The organism is uncultured Reyranella sp. (genome assembly GCF_945957355.1).
GTDB lineage: Bacteria > Pseudomonadota > Alphaproteobacteria > Reyranellales > Reyranellaceae > Reyranella.
Map to the genome: position 1 here is coordinate 43,980 of NZ_CAMFKM010000018.1, position 19,397 is coordinate 63,376.

Annotated in this window: 15 protein-coding genes; 7 read left to right on the plus strand and 8 right to left on the minus strand. The window is 66.8% G+C overall.

Features of this window, described 5'->3' with window-relative positions; genetic code table 11:
• Window positions 1–37 precede the first annotated feature (37 nt).
• Window positions 38–1,633: a GMC family oxidoreductase N-terminal domain-containing protein gene (locus tag Q0Q48_RS23735; RefSeq protein WP_295143618.1), complete on the minus strand. Its 1,596-nt coding sequence runs from the start codon at window positions 1,631–1,633 to the stop codon at window positions 38–40.
• Window positions 1,634–1,798: 165 nt separating this feature from the next.
• On the opposite strand from Q0Q48_RS23735, the gene Q0Q48_RS23740 reads away from it, so the two are divergent.
• From Q0Q48_RS23740 to Q0Q48_RS23750, 3 genes are read left to right on the plus strand one after another with little or no spacing between them, the layout of a single operon-like run.
• Window positions 1,799–4,999: an efflux RND transporter permease subunit gene (locus Q0Q48_RS23740; RefSeq protein ID WP_295143621.1), complete on the plus strand. Its 3,201-nt coding sequence runs from the start codon at window positions 1,799–1,801 to the stop codon at window positions 4,997–4,999.
• Window positions 4,989–6,170 carry an efflux RND transporter periplasmic adaptor subunit gene (locus tag Q0Q48_RS23745; RefSeq protein WP_295143623.1) on the plus strand — a complete coding sequence of 394 codons (1,182 nt, stop codon included), beginning with the start codon at window positions 4,989–4,991 and terminating at the stop codon, window positions 6,168–6,170. The genes Q0Q48_RS23740 and Q0Q48_RS23745 overlap by 11 nt, the downstream gene beginning before the upstream one ends.
• Window positions 6,171–6,216: 46 nt before the next feature.
• Window positions 6,217–7,317 carry an AI-2E family transporter gene (locus Q0Q48_RS23750; protein ID WP_295143626.1) on the plus strand — a complete coding sequence of 367 codons (1,101 nt, stop codon included), beginning with the start codon at window positions 6,217–6,219 and terminating at the stop codon, window positions 7,315–7,317.
• On the opposite strand, the gene Q0Q48_RS23755 is transcribed toward Q0Q48_RS23750, so the two are convergent.
• The gene (locus Q0Q48_RS23755; RefSeq protein ID WP_295143628.1) at window positions 7,318–8,172 is read right to left on the minus strand and encodes an SDR family oxidoreductase; all 855 of its coding nucleotides are present in this window, start codon (window positions 8,170–8,172) and stop codon (window positions 7,318–7,320) included.
• A gap of 8 nt (window positions 8,173–8,180) precedes the next feature.
• Window positions 8,181–9,386 carry a CaiB/BaiF CoA-transferase family protein gene (locus tag Q0Q48_RS23760; protein ID WP_295143630.1) on the minus strand — a complete coding sequence of 402 codons (1,206 nt, stop codon included), beginning with the start codon at window positions 9,384–9,386 and terminating at the stop codon, window positions 8,181–8,183.
• Window positions 9,387–9,460: 74 nt separating this feature from the next.
• Between Q0Q48_RS23760 and Q0Q48_RS23765 the strand changes: the two genes are divergently transcribed.
• From Q0Q48_RS23765 to Q0Q48_RS23775, 3 genes are all read left to right on the plus strand, one after another.
• The gene (locus tag Q0Q48_RS23765; RefSeq protein ID WP_295143633.1) at window positions 9,461–10,204 is read left to right on the plus strand and encodes a dienelactone hydrolase family protein; all 744 of its coding nucleotides are present in this window, start codon (window positions 9,461–9,463) and stop codon (window positions 10,202–10,204) included.
• Between the two features lie 13 nt (window positions 10,205–10,217).
• Window positions 10,218–11,393, plus strand: a complete 1,176-nt coding sequence (locus tag Q0Q48_RS23770; RefSeq protein ID WP_295143635.1) for an iron-containing alcohol dehydrogenase — start codon at window positions 10,218–10,220, stop codon at window positions 11,391–11,393.
• 100 nt (window positions 11,394–11,493) lie between these two features.
• Window positions 11,494–12,348 carry a CmcJ/NvfI family oxidoreductase gene (locus tag Q0Q48_RS23775; RefSeq protein WP_295143639.1) on the plus strand — a complete coding sequence of 285 codons (855 nt, stop codon included), beginning with the start codon at window positions 11,494–11,496 and terminating at the stop codon, window positions 12,346–12,348.
• 33 nt (window positions 12,349–12,381) lie between these two features.
• On the opposite strand, the gene Q0Q48_RS23780 is transcribed toward Q0Q48_RS23775, so the two are convergent.
• Both Q0Q48_RS23780 and Q0Q48_RS23785 read right to left on the minus strand, forming a co-directional pair.
• Window positions 12,382–13,134 (minus strand): alpha/beta fold hydrolase, encoded by a 753-nt coding sequence (locus tag Q0Q48_RS23780; RefSeq protein WP_295143642.1) that lies wholly within the window; start codon window positions 13,132–13,134, stop codon window positions 12,382–12,384.
• 2 nt (window positions 13,135–13,136) lie between these two features.
• On the minus strand, window positions 13,137–13,991 hold the full coding sequence (locus Q0Q48_RS23785; RefSeq protein ID WP_295143644.1) for an NAD(P)-dependent oxidoreductase: 855 nt from the start codon (window positions 13,989–13,991) through the stop codon (window positions 13,137–13,139).
• An 81-nt stretch (window positions 13,992–14,072) separates the two neighbouring features.
• On the opposite strand from Q0Q48_RS23785, the gene Q0Q48_RS23790 reads away from it, so the two are divergent.
• Entirely contained in the window at window positions 14,073–15,515 is a 1,443-nt protein-coding gene (locus Q0Q48_RS23790; RefSeq protein WP_295143647.1) for an amidase, read from the plus strand.
• 9 nt (window positions 15,516–15,524) lie between these two features.
• Here the strand turns inward: Q0Q48_RS23790 and Q0Q48_RS23795 are convergent, their stop codons facing one another.
• The 3 genes from Q0Q48_RS23795 to Q0Q48_RS23805 form a co-directional block, all read right to left on the minus strand.
• On the minus strand, window positions 15,525–16,496 hold the full coding sequence (locus Q0Q48_RS23795; protein WP_295143650.1) for a tripartite tricarboxylate transporter substrate-binding protein: 972 nt from the start codon (window positions 16,494–16,496) through the stop codon (window positions 15,525–15,527).
• A 216-nt stretch (window positions 16,497–16,712) separates the two neighbouring features.
• Window positions 16,713–18,572, minus strand: coding sequence for an acetyl-CoA carboxylase biotin carboxylase subunit (locus tag Q0Q48_RS23800; RefSeq protein ID WP_295143652.1), 1,860 nt, complete (start codon window positions 18,570–18,572; stop codon window positions 16,713–16,715).
• The gene (locus Q0Q48_RS23805) at window positions 18,572–19,390 is read right to left on the minus strand and encodes an enoyl-CoA hydratase-related protein (RefSeq protein WP_295143654.1); all 819 of its coding nucleotides are present in this window, start codon (window positions 19,388–19,390) and stop codon (window positions 18,572–18,574) included. The genes Q0Q48_RS23800 and Q0Q48_RS23805 overlap by 1 nt, the downstream gene beginning before the upstream one ends.
• Window positions 19,391–19,397 lie beyond the last annotated feature (7 nt).

Genomic DNA, 19,397 nt, shown 5'->3' on the forward strand with positions numbered 1-19,397 from the left:
TCGCCCGGCGACGCTCACGGCATTTTCGCACGGCCTGTCAGGCCGCACCCTTCAGGATATCCGCCATCTTCTCACCGACCATGATCGACGGTGCATTGGTGTTGCCGGAGGGCATGGTCGGGAAGATCGAGGCGTCGGCGACGCGCAGGCCCTGGATGCCGTGCACCCTGAGCTTGTCGTCGACCACGGTGCTCGGGCCCTCGGGGCCCATGCGGCAGGTGCCGATCGGGTGGTACGCTGTCTGCGAGTTGTTGCGGATCCAGGTGAGGATCTCCTCGTCGGTCTGGACCGAGGGACCCGGCGAGAACTCCTCGTCGCGGTAGGGATCCATCGGCTTGGCATCGACGATGCGGCGCATCATGCGGAAGCCGGCGGTCATCGCGTCCTGGTCGATCCTGTCGGCCAGGAAGTTGAAGCGGATGGCCGGATGGGCCTTGGGATCGGCCGAGCGGATGTGGATCGAGCCCAGACTCTCGGGGCGAAGCTGGTAGCAGGCGATCGTCATCGACGGGAAGTCCTGCAGCTTGCGGGTCTTCGGGTCCTTGATCGAGTAGGGCACGAGATGCATCTGCACGTCGGGCGTCTCGAGCTCCGGCCGCGTCTTCAGGAAGCCCAGCAGCGGCGCCGAGGGCAGGCTCATGAAGCCGCCGCCGGTGGCCAGGTACTTCATCATCTGCGTCACGGCACCGATGCCGCGGGCCATGTGGTTGTAGGAGACGTTGGCGACCTTCAGGCGCCAGATGATGCGGGCGTTGATGTGGTCGCGGAAGTTCTCGCCCACCGCCTTCAGCTCGTGCTTCACCTCGATGCCGTGCTTCTTCAGCAGCTCCGGCTGGCCGATGCCGGAGAGTTCGAGGATCTGCGGGCTGGCGACGCCGCCCGCCGACAGGATCGTCTCCCTGGCCTTGGCCTGGACGACCTTGCCGTCCTTCTCGTATTCGACGCCCACGCAGCGCTTGCCTTCCAGCAGGACACGCAGCGTGTGGGCGTGGGTGACGACGTGCAGGTTCGGGCGCTTCATCGCCGGCTCGATGTAGCAGTGCGCCACGCTCATGCGCCGGCCCTTGTAGATCGAGGTCTGCGTCTTCACGACGCCTTCCTGGTCTTCGCTGTTGTAGTCCGGATTGGTCTTGAAGCCGGCGGCCTTCGAGGCCTCGAACAGCGCGTCGTAGAGCGGGTTCTGGTCGGGCACGGTCGAGACCTTGAGCGGCCCGTCGGTGCCGCGGCCGTTCGAACCGTCGCCGTCGACGAAGTTCTCCATGCGGGTGAAGAGCGGCGCCACGTCGCGCCAGCTCCAGCCGCGACAACCCATCTGCGCCCAGGTGTCGAAGTCGAGCGGCTGGCCGCGCACCCAGACCAGCCCGTTGATCGAGCTCGACCCGCCCAGCACCTTTCCGCGTGGCACCGGGATCACTCGGTTGGCCGTGCCGGGCTCCGGTTCGGACTGGTAGAGCCAGTTGGCGGCCGGATTGTCGATCAGCAGGCCGAAGGACAGCGGCATGCGGGAGTAGGGATGGCTGGCCGCACCGGCCTCCAGCAGGAGGACCTTGTTGGTCGGCACTTCCGTGAGCCGCGCCGCCAGGGCACCGCCCGCCGAACCCGCGCCAACGATGATGTAGTCGTACTCGGCCATTTCTCCTGCTCTCCCCGCGCATTCGCTGTCATGCAAGCGTAGCGCACCGCCATGCAGTTGGCAGGGGCAATCTCGTCTCGACAGCTATGATGTCGCGTGTTCCGATAAGCGGCTGCCGGGGCTGGGGAACGCGGCGGCTCACATTCGATTGGAAGTACGGCCAATATGATTGGTTTGGTCCGGGTCGCCCTCAAGCGGCCCTATACGTTCGTCGTGATGGCGCTGCTGATCCTGATCGTCGGGCCGCTGGCGGCCCTTCGGACGCCGGTCGATATCTTCCCCGAGATCCGCATCCCGGTCATCGCCGTGGTCTGGCAGTATACCGGCCTGCCGCCCGACCAGATGTCAGGCCGCGTCATGCTGAACTTCCAGCGTGCCCTGACCACCACCGTCAACGACATCGAGCATATCGAGGGTACTTCCTACACCGGCATCGGCATCGTGAAGATCTTCTTCCAGCCCGGGGTCGACATAAGCATCGCCAACGCGCAGGTCACCGCCATCTCGCAGACGGTGCTGAAGCAGATGCCGCCGAATATCACGCCGCCGCTGATCCTGAACTACAACGCCGCCACCGTGCCGATCATCCAACTCGCGCTGGCGGGCAGGGGCGTGCCGGAGCAGGCGGTGTTCGACCTCGCCATCAATACCGTGCGCACGCCACTGGTCACCGTGCCGGGCGCCGCCATCCCGTTCCCCTTCGGCGGCAAGTTCCGCCAGATCCAGATCGACCTCGATCCGGCGGCCATGCAGGCGCGCGGCCTGTCCGCTGCCGACGTGGCCAATGCGCTGGCGGCCCAGAACCTGTTGACCCCGGTCGGCACGCAGAAGATCGGCAGCCACGAATACGCAATCCAGCTCAACAACGCGCCGGTCGACTTCAACGCGCTGTCCGACCTGCCAGTGTTCGCCGCCAACGGCACCGTAGTCTACCTGCGCGACGTGGCGCAGGTCCGTGACGGCAACCCGCCGCAGCAGAACATCGTGCATGTCGACGACGGCCGCTCGGTGCTCCTGGCGGTGCTGAAGAACGGTGCCACTTCGACCCTGGCGATCATCGCCGGCATCAAGGAGCGCGTGGAGGAGCTGAAGAGGGTCCTGCCCGAGAACGTATCGCTGAAGATCCTGGGTGACCAGTCGCTGTTCGTCGAAGGCGCCGTGTCGGGCGTGGCGCACGAGGCGGTGCTGGCCGCGGTGCTGACCAGCCTGATGATCCTGCTGTTCCTTGGCAGCTGGCGCTCGACGGTGATCATCGCCATCTCGATTCCGCTGGCCATCCTGGGATCGATCGCGCTGCTGGCGGCCTTCGGCGAGACCCTCAACATCATGACCTTGGGCGGCCTGGCGCTGGCCGTCGGTATCCTGGTCGACGACGCCACCGTCACAATCGAGAACATCAACTGGCACCTCGAACAGGGCAAGGACGTCGAGGCCGCCATCATGGACGGCGCCCAGCAGATCGTCGCGCCTGCCTTCGTGTCGCTGCTCTGCATCTGCATCGTCTTCGTGCCGATGTTCTTCCTGGAGGGCGTGGCGCGCTTCCTGTTCGTGCCGATGGCCATGGCCGTGATGTTCGCCATGGTCTGCTCGTTCGTCCTGTCGCGCACCCTGGTGCCAACGATGGCGAACTTCCTGCTGAAGCCCCACGCCGTGCACGGCGTGGGCCACGCCCCGCCGCCCTCGCGCAATCCGCTGGTACGATTCCAGCGCGGCTTCGAGGGGCAGTTCGAGAAGCTGCGCGCCGTCTATCACGACCTGCTGGGGCTGGCGCTCTCGCATCGGCCGGTCTTCATCGTCTGCTTCCTGGGCTTCGTGGTGGCATCGTTCGCGCTGGTGCCGTTCCTCGGCCGCAACTTCTTCCCCACCGTCGACTCCGGACAGATCCTGATGCACGTGCGCGGACCGATCGGCACGCGCGTGGAGGAGAGCGCCAACAGTTTCGCGGACATCCAGAAGGCGATCCGCACCATCATCCCGTCGAACCAGATCGCGACGATGGCGGACAATGTCGGCATGCCGGTCAGCGGCATCAACATGGCCTACAACAACACCGGCACGATCGGACCGCAGGACGGCGATATCCAGATCAAACTGACGCCCGATCACAAGCCGACCGACGAATACGTGGCCGAGCTGCGCAAGCGCCTGCCCGGGATGTTCCCGGGCTTCACCTTCTCGTTCCTGCCGGCCGACATCATCAGCCAGATCCTGAACTTCGGCGCACCGTCTCCCATCGACGTTCAGGTCCGCACCTCCGACATCAACGCCGGCTTCGAACACGCCAACAGGCTGCTCGCGCGCATCCGCAAAATTCCCGGCGTGGTCGATGCGCGAATCCAGCAGTCGCGCGGCGCACCGGTCTTCGCCGTCGACATCGACCGCTCTCGCGCCCAGACCGTTGGCCTCACGACGCGCGACGTCACCAACTCGCTGGTCGTCAATCTCGCGGGCTCCAGCCAGGTGGCGCCGACCTACTGGCTCAATCCTGCCAACGGCGTGACCTACAACATCGTCATGCAGACGCCGCAGTACCGGCTGGATTCGCTGGCCTCGCTCAGCAACCTGCCGATCATGGCGCCGGCCGCCTCGCAGCTCCAGGTGCTGGGCGGCATCGCCGACATCCGGCGCGATGCCGCCAATGCTGTGGTGTCGCAGTACGATCTCCAGGGCATGGTGCAGGTCTATGCTGCCGTCCAGGGCCGCGACCTGGGTTCGGTGGCTGCTGACATACGCGCCGTCGTGTCGGAACTCGCGCCGTTGCAGTCGCCACGCATCCGCTCGGTCAAGGTCCAGGGGCAGGTGAAGACGATGGAATCGGCCTTCTCGGGCCTAATGTTCGGCCTGCTGGGCGCGGTCGTGCTGATCTACCTTCTGATCGTAGTGAACTTCCAGTCGTGGAGCGATCCGTTCGTCATCATCACCGCCTTGCCAGCCGCCCTCGCGGGAATCGTTTGGATGCTGTTCGCGACCGGCACGACGCTCTCCGTGCCGGCGCTGACCGGCGCCATCATGTGCATGGGCGTGGCGACGGCGAACTCGGTGCTGGTCATCTCCTTCGCCCGCGAGCGGCTGGCCGAGCTGGGTGACGCCACGGCCGCTGCCCTGGACGCCGGCTTCGTGCGCTTCCGCCCGGTCGTCATGACGGCGTTGGCCATGATCATCGGCATGGCGCCCATGGCGCTGGGCATGGGCGAGGGCGGCGAGCAGAACGCGCCGCTCGGGCGCGCGGTCATCGGCGGTCTCATATTTGCTACCATTGCCACGCTGATCTTCGTCCCCGTGGTCTTCAGCGTCGTGCATCGCAACCACGGCAAGCGGGCCGCCAAAGCGCCCGCCACCGTATCCGGAGCGCCTGATGTCGCCTGAAACTTCGCCCGTTGCCCCCAAGCCGCGTTCGCGACGCGGCCTGGCCCCGTTTGGCCTTGCCGCCACCCTGGGCCTTGCCGCCGTCGTCGCCAATGGCATCTGGAGCCGGCAGGCCAGCGAGGCCAGGCTCAAGGAATGGACCGACATCCAGGCGGTCCCGACAGTCAGCGTCGTCAGTCCGTCGACCGGCGCCAACAAGACGTCGCTCGACCTGCCGGGCCGGCTGGAGGCCTATTCCCGCGCACCGATTTACGCCCGCGTCGGCGGTTTCCTGAAGGCCTACTACGTCGATATTGGCGCGCCGGTGAAGGCCGGGCAGCTCCTGGCCGAGATCGAGGCACCGGACCTCGACCAGCAGCTCCTGCAGGCCAAGGCGTCGCTGGCGAGCGCGCAGGCCGCCGAACAACTGGCGACCGTGACGGCCGGACGCTGGCAGCAGCTCGGCGGCGCCAACACGGTGTCGCGCCAGACGGTCGACGAGAAGACGGGCGATCTCACGGTCAAGCAGGCCCTGACCAAGGCGGCGCAGGCGGCGGTCGACCGACTCGAGGTCCTGTCGGCCTTCAAGCGCATCACTGCGCCGTTCGATGGCATCGTGACGACCCGCAATACCGACGTGGGCGCGCTCATCAACGCCGAATCCAGTGCGGGCCTCGCTCTGTTCGTGATCTCCGACATCGAAAAGTTGCGCCTCAACGTCAGTGTCCCGCAGAACTTCGTTCCGGCGGTAAAGCTGAACACCAACGTGCAGATCACGGTCCCGGAATATCCCGGCAAGGTCTACAAGGGCGTCGTCGAGGCGTCGGCCCGTGCTGTCGATGCCCAGACCGGCACGACCCGCATGCAGGTGGTGGTCGACAATGCCAGCGGCGAACTGATGCCCGGCGCCTTCGCCAATACCCGCATCGAGTTGCCGTCCAGCATGAAGTCGCTGGCCATCCCGTCCGGCGCGCTGATCTTCGACAGGAACGGCTTGCGCGTCGCCACGGTGGATGCCAACGGCAAGGTCATCCTGAAGCCGATCACCATCGCGCGCGACCTCGGCCAGATCGTCGAGATCGGCAGCGGCCTCACCGCCCAGGATCGCGTCATCGACAGTCCGCCGGACGGCCTGTCCGACGGCGACTCGGTTCGCGTGGTGGATACCGCCAAGCCTGCCGCCGTGCGATAAACGCCCTCCGCCACGAGGGCGGCAGGGGGCGGCGGCGGAGACGGCGATGATCGAGACGGAAAAGGGCAGGGCCGAGGTCACACGGTTCACGATCGACCTGGCGATTCGCCTCGGCCTGATCGCGACCATCGTTTATGTGAGCCTGCTGCTGCTGAGGCCGATTGCGGCCCTCATGATGTGGGCCGTCATCTTGTCCGTCGCCGTCTATCCACTGTTCAACCTGGCCCGCCGCCGCCTGCATGTCCGCGACGGGATCGCGGCGTCGCTGCTGTCTCTGCTGCTGCTCGTCCTGCTGCTCGCGCCGGTCGTCATCCTGGCTGCTTCCGCGATCGAGAGCCTCGACGACTACGCGCGGCTGTTGCTGCGGGGCGGCCACGTCGTGCCGCCGCCGCCGGAGTCCGTCAAGAGTTGGCCGATGGTCGGCGCGCGCGTCTATGACTTCTGGCTGAACGCCTCTAACGACCTCCGCACCATGTTGGGGGCCCATGTGGAGCAGCTCACGTCGGCCGGTCGCTGGATCGGCCGTATCGCGGCCGGGGTCTTCCTGGAGGTGCTGCAATTCGCCGGCGCCATCATCGTGGCGGGCGTCCTGCTGGCCTATTCCGACGAACTCGCTGGCACGTTGCGCGACCTGGCGTCCCGGGCGGCCGACAAGCGCGGCCGGCATTTCGTCGAGATCGCGGGTTCGACCATCCGCAACGTCTCGCAAGGGGTGATCGGCATTGCTCTCTTGCAGTCGGCGCTGCTTGGCATCGGCATGCTGGTGGCGGACGTGCCTTTCGCCGGCGCCATTACCTTCGTCTGCCTGGTGCTGGCGATCGTCCAGGTCGGACCCAACATCGTCATGATCCCGGTGGTCATCTGGACCTGGATGTACCTGCCGGCGCTGCATGCCGGGCTCTTCACCGTCTATACCGCACCGCTGCTGCTGCTCGACAACGTGCTGCGGCCGATCCTGATGGCGCGCGGCCTGCCGACGCCCATGGCGGTTATCCTGGCCGGCGTCATCTGCGGTACCCTGGCGGGCGGCCTCATCGGCCTGTTCGTCGGCCCGGTGGTGTTGTCCGTCTTCTACGACCTGCTGGCGGCCTGGATCGCGGCAGGCCGGAAGGTCGAGGAAATCGACGGTCCGGCCTCCGCGCCCTGACTACTTCTTTTGGGGCCGGAGCGCGTCCCACTGCTCGTCGGTCCAGTCGAGCATCGCCGACGTGTTGGCGCCGCCGCCGCCCGACTGCAGCATCTTGCCGCCGTCGATCACGATGGCATCGCCGTTGATGTAGGCCGCGCCGTCGCTCACCAGGAAGGCGGCGAGGTTGGCCAGCTCGATATGCTCGCCGGTACGGCGCATCGGGATCGCCTTGATCATGTCGTCCTGGCCGCCCCGTGCCTTGGGCATCAGGCGGCTCCAGGCGCCCTCGGTCGGGAAGGGGCCGGGGACGATCGCGCAGGTGCGGATGCCCTTGGGACCCCATTCGACGGCCAGGCTCTTGGTCATGGCCAGCACGCCCGCCTTGGCCATCGCCGACGGCACCGTGAAGGGTGCGCCAGTCAGCGACGAGACGGTGAGGATGGACATCACCACCTTGTTGCGCTCGCCGGCGTCGATCCAGCGGCGGCCGGCTGCGACGGTGCAGTAGGCCGAGCCATGCAGCACGATGCCCAGCACGGCGTCGATCGCGCGCGGCGACATCTTGTGGGTTTGGGCCAGGATCTGGCCGGCGGCGTTGTTGACCAGGATGTCGAGCGGGCGCTTCTCCCAGATCTTGTCCATCATCGCCTCGACGGCGTCGGGAACGCGCACGTCGCAAACCACCGTCTCGATCTCGCCGCCGGTCTCCTTCGCGAGCTCAGCCGCGGTCTCCTTCAGCACGTCCTCGCGGCGGCCGCAGATGATCACGTTGGCGCCAAGTTCCAGATAGCGGTGCGCCATCGAGCGGCCGAGGCCGGTACCGCCGCCGGTGACCAGGATGCGCTTGCCCTTGAGCAGGTCGGGTTGGAACATCGTTGCTCCTACTTCCTGGTCTCGGTGAAGGCGACGCCGGCGGCGACGAGCTTGTCGATCTCGGCGGCGGAATAACCGGCTTCCTGCAGGACGGCGCGCGTGTCTGTGCCGAACTTCTTCGGCTTGGTGCGCACCTTGGGCGGGGTTCGCGAGAGCTTCACGGGGTTGCCGACGTTCCGCCAGCCATCCTTCTCCCACACCATGCCGCGATGCCTGGTGTGCGGCGCCTCCATCACGTCGGACACTTCCAGCACGGCGGCCGACGGCACTCCACCTTTCATGAGCTCCTGCGAGAACTCGTTGGCGTCGCGGTCCTTCAACAGCGCGCGCAGCTCGGTCTCGAGCTCGGCCCGATGGGCGACGCGATCCTTGTTGGTCCTGAAGCGCGGATCGTCGGCCAGTTCCGGTTTGCCCAACATCTGCGTCAGCTTGCGGAACTGCCCGTCATTGCCGGCACCGACCACGATGTTGCGGGTCTTGGTCGGGAAGTTGGAATAGGGCACCAGGCTCGCATGGCTGTTGCCGACCAGCTTGGGCTTGAGGCCCGCCATGAAATAGTTCGGCGCATGCGGCTGATGCAGCGCAATGGCGCTGTCGTAGAGCGTCGCGTCGACGAACTGGCCCTTGCCGGAACGGTTGCGCTCGTAGAGCGCCATCAGGATGCCGATCGTGGCGTTCATGCCGGTCGAGAGATCGACCACCGGCACGCCGATGCGCACCTGGCCGCCCTCGGGCGAGCCGTTGACGGAGACCAGTCCGGCCGAGGCCTGCACCATGGCGTCGTAGCCCGGGAAGCCGCCCAGCGGTCCGTCGGCACCGAAGCCCGAGACGCGGGCATGGACCAGCCGCGGAAACCTAGCCGCCAGCACGTCGTGGTAGCCGATGCCCCACTTCTCCATCGTACCGGTCTTGAAGTTGTCGATCAGCACGTCGGCAATTTCGAGCAGCTTCAGCAGGACCTCGCGGCCCTCCGGCTTGGAGAGGTCGAGGGCTATCGTGCGCTTGTTGCGGTTGATGCCGGCGAAGTAGGCCGAGATGCCCTCAGCGTCGAACGGAGGGCCCCAGGTGCGGGTCTCGTCGCCCTGCGGCGGCTCGATCTTGATCACGTCGGCGCCGTGGTCGGCCAGCATCTGGCCGCAATAGGGGCCTCCCAGCACGCGCGACAGGTCGATCACTTTCAGGCCCTCGAGCGCGCCCCCGCTTGCCACCGGCATTTCGTTCCACTCCTCGGATTGAGACAAGAGGCGCGGTTATAGACCATGGGACTGGAGCCCGGTACCGTCCGGGCATGATCGAACGCGAGCTGGATATCGCCACGCAAGATGGCGCCATGAACACCTACACGGTACGGCCCGACGATGGCGGGCCGCTACCCGTCGTCATCATGCTGATGGACGCCCCCGGCGTGCGCGAGGGCCTTCGGGAGATCTGCCGGCGAATTTCGCAGTCCGGCTACTACGTGCTGCTGCCCAACCTCTACTATCGCTCCACGCGCGAATTCGTCTGCGGCCCGACCCGCAACCATCCCGATGCCGAAGCCAACCTGAAGCGCATGTTCGGCCTGCTGGAGTCGATCTCCAACGCCAAGGTCGCGGCCGACACCGGCGCGGTGCTCGACGTGCTGCCAACCCTGCCCGATGCAAAACCAGGCAAGGTGGGCCTGGTCGGCTACTGTATGAGCGGTGCCTTCGTCACGGCGGCGGCCGCAGCGCATCCCGATCGCATCGGCTGTTTCGCGTCCTACTACGGAACGCGCCTGATCACCGAAAAGCCCGACTCGCCGCACCTGATGCTGGGCGACATCGTCGCCGAAGGCTACTACGCCTTCGCCGAGCATGACACCTACGTGCCGCTGTCTGACGTCGCAAAATTCGAGCGGCTGCTGGCCGCCGCGCCGTTTCCCTCGCGAGTCGAGACTGAGGCGGGCGCGCATCACGGCTACGCTTTCTCCGACCGTGGCAACCTGCACGAGACTGCCCGCGAGAAGCACTACGAACGCATGCTGGCGCTGTTCCGCCGGCACTTGAGTTAGGGGAGCGAGCGAAATGCTCAGCGGGATCCACGGACACCAGGACATCGAGCGGGTCGTTTACGGCAGGCCGGCGGGCGCCGCGCTGCGCACCGAGGCCGAGCGGCTGGGGGCGAAGAAGGTGTTCATCACCACCTCGAAGTCGGTGGCGCAGAGCGCGCTGCTGGCGTCGGTGATCGACGGACTGGGTGAGCTACACGCGGGGACCTACGCTGGCATCACGGCGCACTCGCCTCGGCCCTGCGTGGTCGAGGGGGCCGCGATGGCGCGCGCGGCCGGCGCAGATCTGATCGTGGCGGTGGGTGGCGGCTCGGTGATCGACGCCACCAAGACGATCCTGATCGCGCTGTGGCAGGACGTAACCACGGTCGACGAGCTCGATGCCTACCGGGCTGGCAAGCCCAAGGAAGGTGCCGCGCCCCCATCCGAGGCCATCCGGCCGCCGGCCGACGCGATCCGCATGATCGCCGTGCCGACGACCCTGTCGGCCGCCGAGTTCAACGCTTTCGCTGGCATCTCCGATCCGCGCAAGGGTATCAAGGAAAGCTTCGGCCATCGGTTGATCGTGCCGCGGGTCATCGTGCTAGATCCCGCCGCCACCCTGGCGACGCCGATGGACCTGATGCTCTCGACCGGCCTGAAGGCGGTCGACCATGCGGTTGAGCGGCTGTGCTCGCAGCAGGCCCATCCTTTCGTGCTGGGCACCGCCACCGAGGCGCTGAAGCTGCTCGCGCGTGCGCTGCCGGCGCACAAGGCCAACCCCGAAGACATGGCGACACGGCTGGATCTCCAGTTCGGCATGTGGCTGGCGATCGGCGCCGGCACGTCGGGCGTCGGCGTGGGCGCGAGCCATGGAATCGGCCACGTGTTGGGCGCCGCCTGCCATGTGCCGCACGGCCATACCTCCTGCGTGATGCTGCCGTCGGTGTTGCGCTGGAACCTGGCGGCCAATGCGGAGCGCCAGAAGCGGGTGGGCGAGGCGTTCGGCAAGCCCGAGGCCGCGGCGGGTGACCTCGTCGAGGGGCTGGTGAAGTCGCTCGGTCTGCCGGGACGCCTCTCGGAAGTGGGCGTCGGCCGGGATCGCTTCCGTGAGATCGCCGAGAAGTCGATGCACGATCGTGCGGTGCTGAACAATCCGCGCCCCATCAAGGGACCGGAGCAGGTGATGGAGATTCTCGAACTCGCGGCCTGAACCGACATGACCCCATGAATTCTTCTCGTGAGCCCGAGCGGTGGCGAGCGGCTAAAGCCACACGACCTAAGGGGAGCAAACGCTAGTCACGGGTGAATCCATGGTCGACGTTCGAATTGCCGAATCCGCCGCTCCGCAACTGCCACTTGCCGGCTGGGTGGATGCGCCGGTGAACTACTTGGCCGATCTCAGCATCAAGCCGGTGACCTACAACCCGCCCCACGGTACGGGCCTGCCGCGGCGCGACGGCAACTATCGGGACTTCACGGTCCGCATCCACGATGCCCGTCCGATCGCGCGCGATCTCTCGCTCGATCGGCAGGCCTTCATCCTGACTCATCACGATACCGACGTGCGCGATTTCTACGACGAGGAGGAGGTGCGCACGAAGTACCACGCCGAAGTCGAGGCGCTGATCAAGCGCGAGACAGGCGCGTCCAAGGTCGTCGTGTTCGACCATACGGTGCGCACGGCCGACCGCGCTGTCGAGCGCGGGTTGCGGACGCCAGTGCGCAGTGTCCATTGCGACTACACGGAGAAGTCGGGCCCGCAGAGGGTACGCGACCTCCTGCCGCCCGAGGAGGCGGAACAGCGCCTCGAGAGGCGCTTCGCCGAAATCAATGTCTGGCGCAACATCGCGCACGAGCCCGTCGAGATGACGCCGCTGGGCCTCGTCGATTCGGAGAGCCTGGCTCCGCGCGACCTCGCTGTCTGCGATCTCGTCTATGCCGACCGCGTCGGTGAAATCTACCAGGGCGTCTACAACGCCGATCACCGCTGGTTCTATTTCCCGAAGATGACCCGGGACGAGGCGATCCTGATCAAGTGCTACGACTCGCTGAGGGACGGTCGTGCGCGCTTCTCGCTACATTCCGCCTTCGAGGATCCGACATCGCCGGCCAACCCGAGGCCGCGGCAGAGCATCGAGGCGCGGGCGTTCGCATTCTTCGATTAGGTGCGTAACTGGAACCGTGCGGGCCCCCGCGCCTCAGAAGGCGCTACCGCCCGCCGGCGCATCTGAGCGCGCCGCCGCAATCGCCTCGAGGTGATCGACCAGCTCCTCGGGATTGCTGAAGAACGGCGAGTGGCCGCATTCCAGGCGAAGCACCTTGCAGGGCGTTGACTTCACCATCGTGCGCTGCAGATTGATGCGGATGGCGTGGTCGAGCGTACATTCGATGTACCAGCGCGGGACCGATCCGAAACGCTCCTCGGTCAAGGTCACGGGCGTCGTCGAAATGGCGAGCGGCTGCGGGCGCAGGCGCTGCATCGCCTTGTAGCGGTCCTCCGGCGAGACGTCGGCATAGAACAGGCTCGGCAGCTTGTCGCGCGCAAACGTGTAGGTCTTGCCGTCGGGGCTGACCTGCCGCGACAGCCGGAACATGGCATCCGGTTCCAGCGAGGTCATGTCCCTGCCGCTCTTGCCTGAAGTGGGCAACAGCGCGCAGAGATAGACCAGTGCCTTGATCTTGCGCCGCCGCGCCTCGGCGAGCTGGCTGATCGTGACGCCGCCCAACGAATGCCCGACCAGGATGACCTGCTCCTCCATCTTGTCGAGCAGGCGGGCCAGTTTCTCGACGTTGTCGGCGAGGGTGACGTTGGCGGGCGGTGTCTGGTCGTTGCCGAGACCCGGCAGGTCGGGCGCGCAGACCTTGTGGCCCGCAGCTTCCAGCAGAGGCACGACCTTCTCCCAGCACCAGCCGCCGGTGCAGGCGCCATGGACCAGCAGGAACGTCGCCACGGCTAGGCCTTTCCGACGACGGTGCGCGCCCCGGGGGCGGGCACGAAGAAGTCGGGCATCAGCGGCGTGCCGGGCGAGACGGCGTACTTCTCGAAGTCGGTGACGCCCTCGGCCGCCAGGACCTCGTCATCGATGAAGAAGTTGCCCGTGCATTCGCGCGCCGCGCGGCTGAAGATGGCGTGCGCTGCATCGGCCATGATCTCGGGCTTGCGGCACTGCTTCATGCCTTCTTCGCCGCCCAGGATGTTCTGGATCGCCGCGGTGGCGATGGCGGTGCGCGGCCACAGGCAGTTGAAGGCCACGCCCTTGTCGCGGAACTCCTCGGCCATGGACCAGGCGAAGACCGACATGCCGTACTTGGCCAGCGTATAGGCCGCGTGATTGGCAAACCACTTCACGTCGAAGTCGAGCGGCGGCGAGAGGTTCAGCACGTGCGGATTGGCGGCCTTCAGAAGGTGCGGGATGCACTTCTGCGAGACCATGAAGGTGCCGCGCGCATTGATCTGGTGCATCAGGTCGTAGCGCTTCATCGGCGTCGCGAGCGTGCCGGTCAGGCTGATCGCGCTGGCATTGTTCACCAGGATGTCGATGCCGCCGAACTTCGCGACGGTCTCGGCCACCGCCTTTTCGACGCTCTGCTCGTCGCGGATGTCGCAGGCGAGCGGCAGCGCTTTGCCGCCGGCCTTCTCGATCTCCTCGGCGGCGGTAAAGATCGTGCCGGGCAGGCGCGGGTCGGGCGTCACCGTCTTCGCGGCAATGGCGATGTTGGCGCCGTCGCGTGCCGCCCGCAGTGCAATGGCCAGTCCGATACCGCGGCTTCCGCCGGTCACGAACAGGGTTTTGTTACCCAAGCTCATGGCGTCCCCAAGAAATCTTCGGGCTCTATAGCCGGGCCGGGGTAGCGGCGGCTAGTGTCGCGGTACTCAGGGGAGGCATGCATGAATCCGTGCTTCGAAACGGCGACCCGACTTGCACGCGCCATACGAAACGGACGGTTGAGCTCGGTCGAGGCGACGAAGGCGCATCTCGATCGGATCGCTCGTGTGAACGGACCGCTCAACGCTCTGGTGCTGGTCGACGAGGCTGGCGCAATGAAGGCCGCACGGGCGGCTGATAGGGCACGAAGCCAGAATAAGTCCCTCGGTCCGCTGCATGGCGTGCCGATCACCATCAAGGAAGCGTTCGACGTCGCGGGCCTCAAGACGACCTCCAGCCATCCGCCGCTGAAAGACAATGTCGCGACGCAGGATGCGAGCCTCGTCGCGCGGTTGCGGGCGGCGGGCGCCGTCATCCTGGGAAAGACCAATGTGCCTGAATTGTGCGCAGACTTTCAGACGGACAGCCCGATCTTCGGCACCACCGTCAATCCATGGGACGAACGCCGCACGGCGGGCGGCTCCACCGGCGGAGGTGGCGCGGCGGTGGCGGCCCGCCTGTCGCCGCTGGAACTGGGCAGCGACATCGGCGGTTCGGTGCGCAATCCAGCTCACTACAACGGCATCTTCTCGCTGAAGCCCACGGAGTGGCGCGTGCCGGGACACGGGCATGTGCCTGACTTGCCGGGGCAGACCCGCAGCACGCGCTACATGGGCACGTTCGGCCCGCTGGCGCGCTCGGTCGACGATCTCGACGCGGCGCTGCGCATCATCGCGGGCCCGGACGGCTACGAGGTCGAGGCCGCACCGGTGCCACTAGGACCAACGCCCAGGCTGGCGGCGGCGGACCTGCGCATCGCGGTCCTGACCAGCAATCCGCTGGTGCCTGTTTCGACCGATATGGCGTCGGTGGTGCAGGCGACCGCGAAACTGCTGTCCGGGGCGGGCGCAAAGGTGAAGCGAGCCGAGCCGGAGGGACTGGATTGGCAGCAGGGCTGGGACGACTGGTCGGACCTGTTCCAGTACATGATCATGAATGGGCAGCCGCTCGCCGAACGCGAGCGGCATTTCGACAGGCTCGAGTCCCCCGATCCGACGGCGCGGTCGGTCGCGCGCGCGGCCCGGCTCAGCATGGCGCAATTCTTCGCCGTGCTCGACCGGCGCGATCGCCTTGTGCGCCACTGTGAGTCCTTCCTCGACGACTACGATGCCTGGCTGATGCCGGTGATGCCGGATGCAGCCTTCATCCGGCAGTCGCGGAAGCTGCCGCTCAAGGTCGACGGCGCCGGCCATCCCTATTTCTTTGCCGGCACCGCCTATAACTTCCTGGCGAACCTCACGGGGCAGCCATCCGTGGTCCTGCCTTGCGGCTTCTCGAAGGAGGGCCTGCCGATCGGCCTTCAACTTACCGGCAAACGCTGGGGCGAGGCGAAGCTTCTGGGCGTGGCAAAGGTGCTGGAGAAGCTCCTGCCACCCTGCCCGGTGCCTCCTTCCTTCGCGTCTTGAGGGGGCGGTTCACTCCACCTTCACGCCGGCCTTGTCGATGATCGGCTTCCATTTGGCGAACTCCGCCTTCTGGTAGGCGCCGAACGCATCCGCCTTCATCTGCGCTGGCGTCGGGATGTCCTGGCCGAGATTCTCGAGCTTGCCGCGGATCTCCGGGTCCTGCAGGGCCTTGACTGCGGCGGCGTTGAGCTTGTCGATGATCTCCTTCGGGGTGCCCTTGGGCGCCCAGAGCCCGTGCCAGATCGCGACCTCGATGCCGGGAAAGCCCGCTTCGGCGGTCGTCGGGATGTCCGGCGCCGCGGCGGTGCGCTGCCTGGCGGTGACCGCGTACACCTTGAGCTTGCCCGCGCGGATGTGCGGCAGCGAGTTCGACGACTGGTCGATCATGACCTGGATCTGGTTGGCGATCAGATCCTGGACGGCGGGACCGGTGCCGCGATAGGGCACGAGCTGGTAGTTGGTGCCGGTCACGGCGAAGAAGGCGAGTGCGCCGATGTGCGAGCCCGAACCCAGGCCCGCCGTGCCACCGGAGATCTTGTCGGCGTTTGCCTTGAGATAGGCGACCAGCTCCTTGAGGTCCTTGGCCGGCACCTGGTTCGAGGTCACGACCAGCAGCGGATTGGACGGCAGCAGCGTGATCGGCTCGAGGTCGTTGATCAGGTCGTAGTTCAGGTTCTTATAGACGGCGCCGTTCACGACGTTGGTGCCGAGATGCCCGATGCCGATCGTGTAGCCGTCGGGCGTGGAGCGGGCCAGCTTGCCCATGGCGATGCTGCCGGCCGCGCCCGTAACGTTGTCGATCACCATCTGCTGGCCGAGTTCCTTGGCCATGCGCTCGCCGACGATGCGCGCCATGACATCGGTCGGACCGCCGGCCGCGAACGGCACGATGAGGTTGATCGGCTTGTTGGGATAGGCCTGGCCGAAGGCGGGGCCGGCAGCGGCCACCGCGAGCAATGCGAGAGCAACTCTACGCAGCATGGCAATTCCTCCCAGAACTTCTCTTGTTGGGAAGAGCCTAGGGTCTTTTGCGGCGCGATGGAATTACGATCACAAACACCATCCTCATGCTGAGGAGCGCTCCGCCAGGAGCGCGTCTCGAAGCATGGGCACGCGCACCTCGCCCGTTGCTCACCCTTCGAGACGGCCGCGGTGCGGCCTCCTCAGGGTGAGGTGGTGTGGTTGGACGAAAGGGCGCTAACTCGCGGCGGGCTCCATCATCACGAGCACAGTCCGGTTTGAAACCTGCTGGCCCTCCTGCACGGAGATCGCCTCGATTCTGGCATCGAGCCCCGCCTTGAGCTGGTGCTGGATCTTCATGGCCTCCAGCACAATCAGCGTCTGGCCGCGGCTGACCGTTTCGCCCGGCGCCACCTTGATCGACACGATGCGGCCGTCCATCGGCGCGCGGAGCTTGCCGTCGCTGCCGGCCGCCGCCGTTTCCGGCGGGGCATAGGTCTTGTCGGTGAACCGTACGGTGAGCGCGTCGAGGTCGATCAGGATGTCGTTGCCGTCGATGTGGAACGGGACGTGGGGCGCTTCGGCCTCGCGGACCTGCATCAGGCGTTCCTTGCCGCCGGCAGCCAGGCGGAGCGGCGTCGGCTCGGGATTGGAATTGCGCCAGCCGCGCATCGACGGCGGATATTTCTGCGCCGACGACTGCCACAGGAGATTGGCGGCGGCGGTCCAGTGGGCGTCGCCGATTTCGGGTGCGGGGAACTGGTGCTTCACCAGGAAAGACGTCGTGGCCTCTCCGGCCGCGAAGTCGGGATGCTCGAGCAGGCGGATCAGGAAATGCCGGTTGGTCGTCGGTCCCAGCACGACCGTCTCGGCGAGGGCCCGCAGCAGCCGGCCGCGCGCTTCGTCGCGCGTGGCGCCGTGGGCGATCACCTTGGCGATCATCGGATCGTAGTAGGGCGAGATGGTGAGCCCGTCCTTCATGCCGTGGTCGATGCGCACGCCGGGGCCGGTCGCTGGCCGCCACACGTCGATGCGGCCGGTCTGCGGCAGGAACCCCGCATAGGCGTCCTCGGCGTACAGACGCACCTCGATGGCGTGGCCGGCGAAGGTCACCTGCTCCTGGCGCAGCGGCAGATGCTCGCCGCGCGCGACGCGGAGCTGCCACTCAACCAGGTCCAGGCCGGTGATGGCTTCGGTCACCGGATGCTCGACCTGCAGGCGGGTGTTCATCTCCAGGAAGTAGAACGCACCATCGGCGCCCAGCAGGAATTCGACCGTGCCGGCGCCGCGATAGCCGATGGCGCGGGCGGCGGCGACGGCCGCGGCGCCCATGCGATCGCGCAAGGAGGCATCGACGGCGGGCGAGGGGGCTTCCTCGATCACCTTCTGGTGGCGGCGCTGCACCGAGCAGTCGCGCTCGCCGAGATGGATGACGTTGCCGTGGGCGTCGGCAAAGACCTGGATCTCGATGTGACGGGCATCGATGACGGCCTTCTCGAGGATCAGCTCGCCCGAGCCGAAGGCGCTTTCCGCCTCCGTGCGTGCGGTGCGGATCGCTTCCAGCAGGTCGCCCTCGTGTTCCACGAGGCGCATGCCGCGTCCGCCGCCGCCGGCCGCGGCCTTGACCATGACCGGCAGGCCGATCCTGCGCGCTTCGGCCTCGAGGTTGCCGTCGCTCTGGTCGGCGCCCTGGTAGCCCGGGACACAGGGCACGCCGGTCTCGATCATGCGGCGCTTGGCGGCGGCCTTGTTGCCCATCGCGGCGATGGCGGCGGGCGGCGGGCCGATGAAGGTGATGTTGGCGGCCTCGCAGGCCGCCGCAAACGCCTCGTTCTCCGACAGGAAGCCGTAGCCCGGATGGATCGCATCGGCGCTGCTCTCGCGTGCTGCTTCCAGGATGCGATCGATGCTGAGATAGCTTTCGCCCACCGGAGGCAGGCCGATGCGCACCGCCTCGTCGGCGAAGGCGACGTGCGGCGCGTCCTTGTCGGCGTCGGAATAGACCGCGACGGTGCGATACCCCATCGCCCTGGCGGTGCGCATCACGCGCCAGGCGATCTCGCCGCGGTTGGCGACCAGGACCTTGCTGAAGCTCATTACTCGACGGCCCAGCGAGGCGGACGCTTCTCGGCGAAAGCGCGCAAGCCCTCGGAGGCCTCGGGACCACGGCGCGCCTCGGCGAACTTGTCGGCGGCGAAGTCGAGCACGGCGGAAAGAGGCTCGGTCCCGACCTTCATCACCACCTGCTTGGTGAGCGCATTGGCGATGGGCGCGCACTTGTCGATCTGCTTCAGCACTTCCTCGAGCTTGGCGTCGAGGGCAGCGGAATCGGCCACGAGATAGTGCGCGATGCCGAGCCGCAGCGCCTCGGGCCCTTTGAAGCGCGCCGCCGTGAGGGCGAGGTGCCGCGTTTGCGGTACGCCGATGCGCTGGGCGACGAACGGCGCGATCTGGGCCGGCACGATGCCGATGGCCGTCTCTGTCATCGCGAAGCCCGCGCCCTCGGTGCAGATCGCCACGTCGGACACGCAGAGGATGCCGAAACCGCCCGCGATGGCGTAACCCTCGACTGCGGCCACGACCACCTGCGGCGTGCCGTTCAGCATTTCGAGGAAGGCGCCGAACTGCCGGTTCCAGACCGCGATCGGATCCTTCTCGCCGGGCTTGGGCTTGTCGGTGAAGCTCTGCTCCATGTTCTTCAGGTCGGCGCCGGCGCAGAAGGTACCGCCCGCACCGCGCAGGATCACGACCTTGATGTCGCGCCGGTCTCGCAGGATGCCGAACACCGACTTCAGTTCCTCGATCAGCGTCGGGTTGAGCGCGTTTTTCACCTCCGGCCGGTTGAGCGTCACGTAGAGACGCGACCGCTCACGACGCAGGAGGAGGGCTTCGTACTTGTCGGCAAACTCGGCCATGGAAACT

What these genes read in the sequence shown, in the direction of transcription:
- Q0Q48_RS23735 (WP_295143618.1), bottom strand. Translation starts at nt 1,633, where the DNA reads ATGGCCGAGTACGACTACATCATCGTTGGCGCGGGTTCGGCGGGCGGT.
- Q0Q48_RS23740 (WP_295143621.1), top strand. Translation starts at nt 1,799, where the DNA reads ATGATTGGTTTGGTCCGGGTCGCCCTCAAGCGGCCCTATACGTTCGTC.
- Q0Q48_RS23745 (WP_295143623.1), top strand. Translation starts at nt 4,989, where the DNA reads ATGTCGCCTGAAACTTCGCCCGTTGCCCCCAAGCCGCGTTCGCGACGC.
- Q0Q48_RS23750 (WP_295143626.1), top strand. Translation starts at nt 6,217, where the DNA reads ATGATCGAGACGGAAAAGGGCAGGGCCGAGGTCACACGGTTCACGATC.
- Q0Q48_RS23755 (WP_295143628.1), bottom strand. Translation starts at nt 8,172, where the DNA reads ATGTTCCAACCCGACCTGCTCAAGGGCAAGCGCATCCTGGTCACCGGC.
- Q0Q48_RS23760 (WP_295143630.1), bottom strand. Translation starts at nt 9,386, where the DNA reads ATGCCGGTGGCAAGCGGGGGCGCGCTCGAGGGCCTGAAAGTGATCGAC.
- Q0Q48_RS23765 (WP_295143633.1), top strand. Translation starts at nt 9,461, where the DNA reads ATGATCGAACGCGAGCTGGATATCGCCACGCAAGATGGCGCCATGAAC.
- Q0Q48_RS23770 (WP_295143635.1), top strand. Translation starts at nt 10,218, where the DNA reads ATGCTCAGCGGGATCCACGGACACCAGGACATCGAGCGGGTCGTTTAC.
- Q0Q48_RS23775 (WP_295143639.1), top strand. Translation starts at nt 11,494, where the DNA reads ATGGTCGACGTTCGAATTGCCGAATCCGCCGCTCCGCAACTGCCACTT.
- Q0Q48_RS23785 (WP_295143644.1), bottom strand. Translation starts at nt 13,991, where the DNA reads ATGAGCTTGGGTAACAAAACCCTGTTCGTGACCGGCGGAAGCCGCGGT.
- Q0Q48_RS23790 (WP_295143647.1), top strand. Translation starts at nt 14,073, where the DNA reads ATGAATCCGTGCTTCGAAACGGCGACCCGACTTGCACGCGCCATACGA.
- Q0Q48_RS23795 (WP_295143650.1), bottom strand. Translation starts at nt 16,496, where the DNA reads ATGCTGCGTAGAGTTGCTCTCGCATTGCTCGCGGTGGCCGCTGCCGGC.
- Q0Q48_RS23800 (WP_295143652.1), bottom strand. Translation starts at nt 18,572, where the DNA reads ATGAGCTTCAGCAAGGTCCTGGTCGCCAACCGCGGCGAGATCGCCTGG.
- Q0Q48_RS23805 (WP_295143654.1), bottom strand. Translation starts at nt 19,390, where the DNA reads ATGGCCGAGTTTGCCGACAAGTACGAAGCCCTCCTCCTGCGTCGTGAG.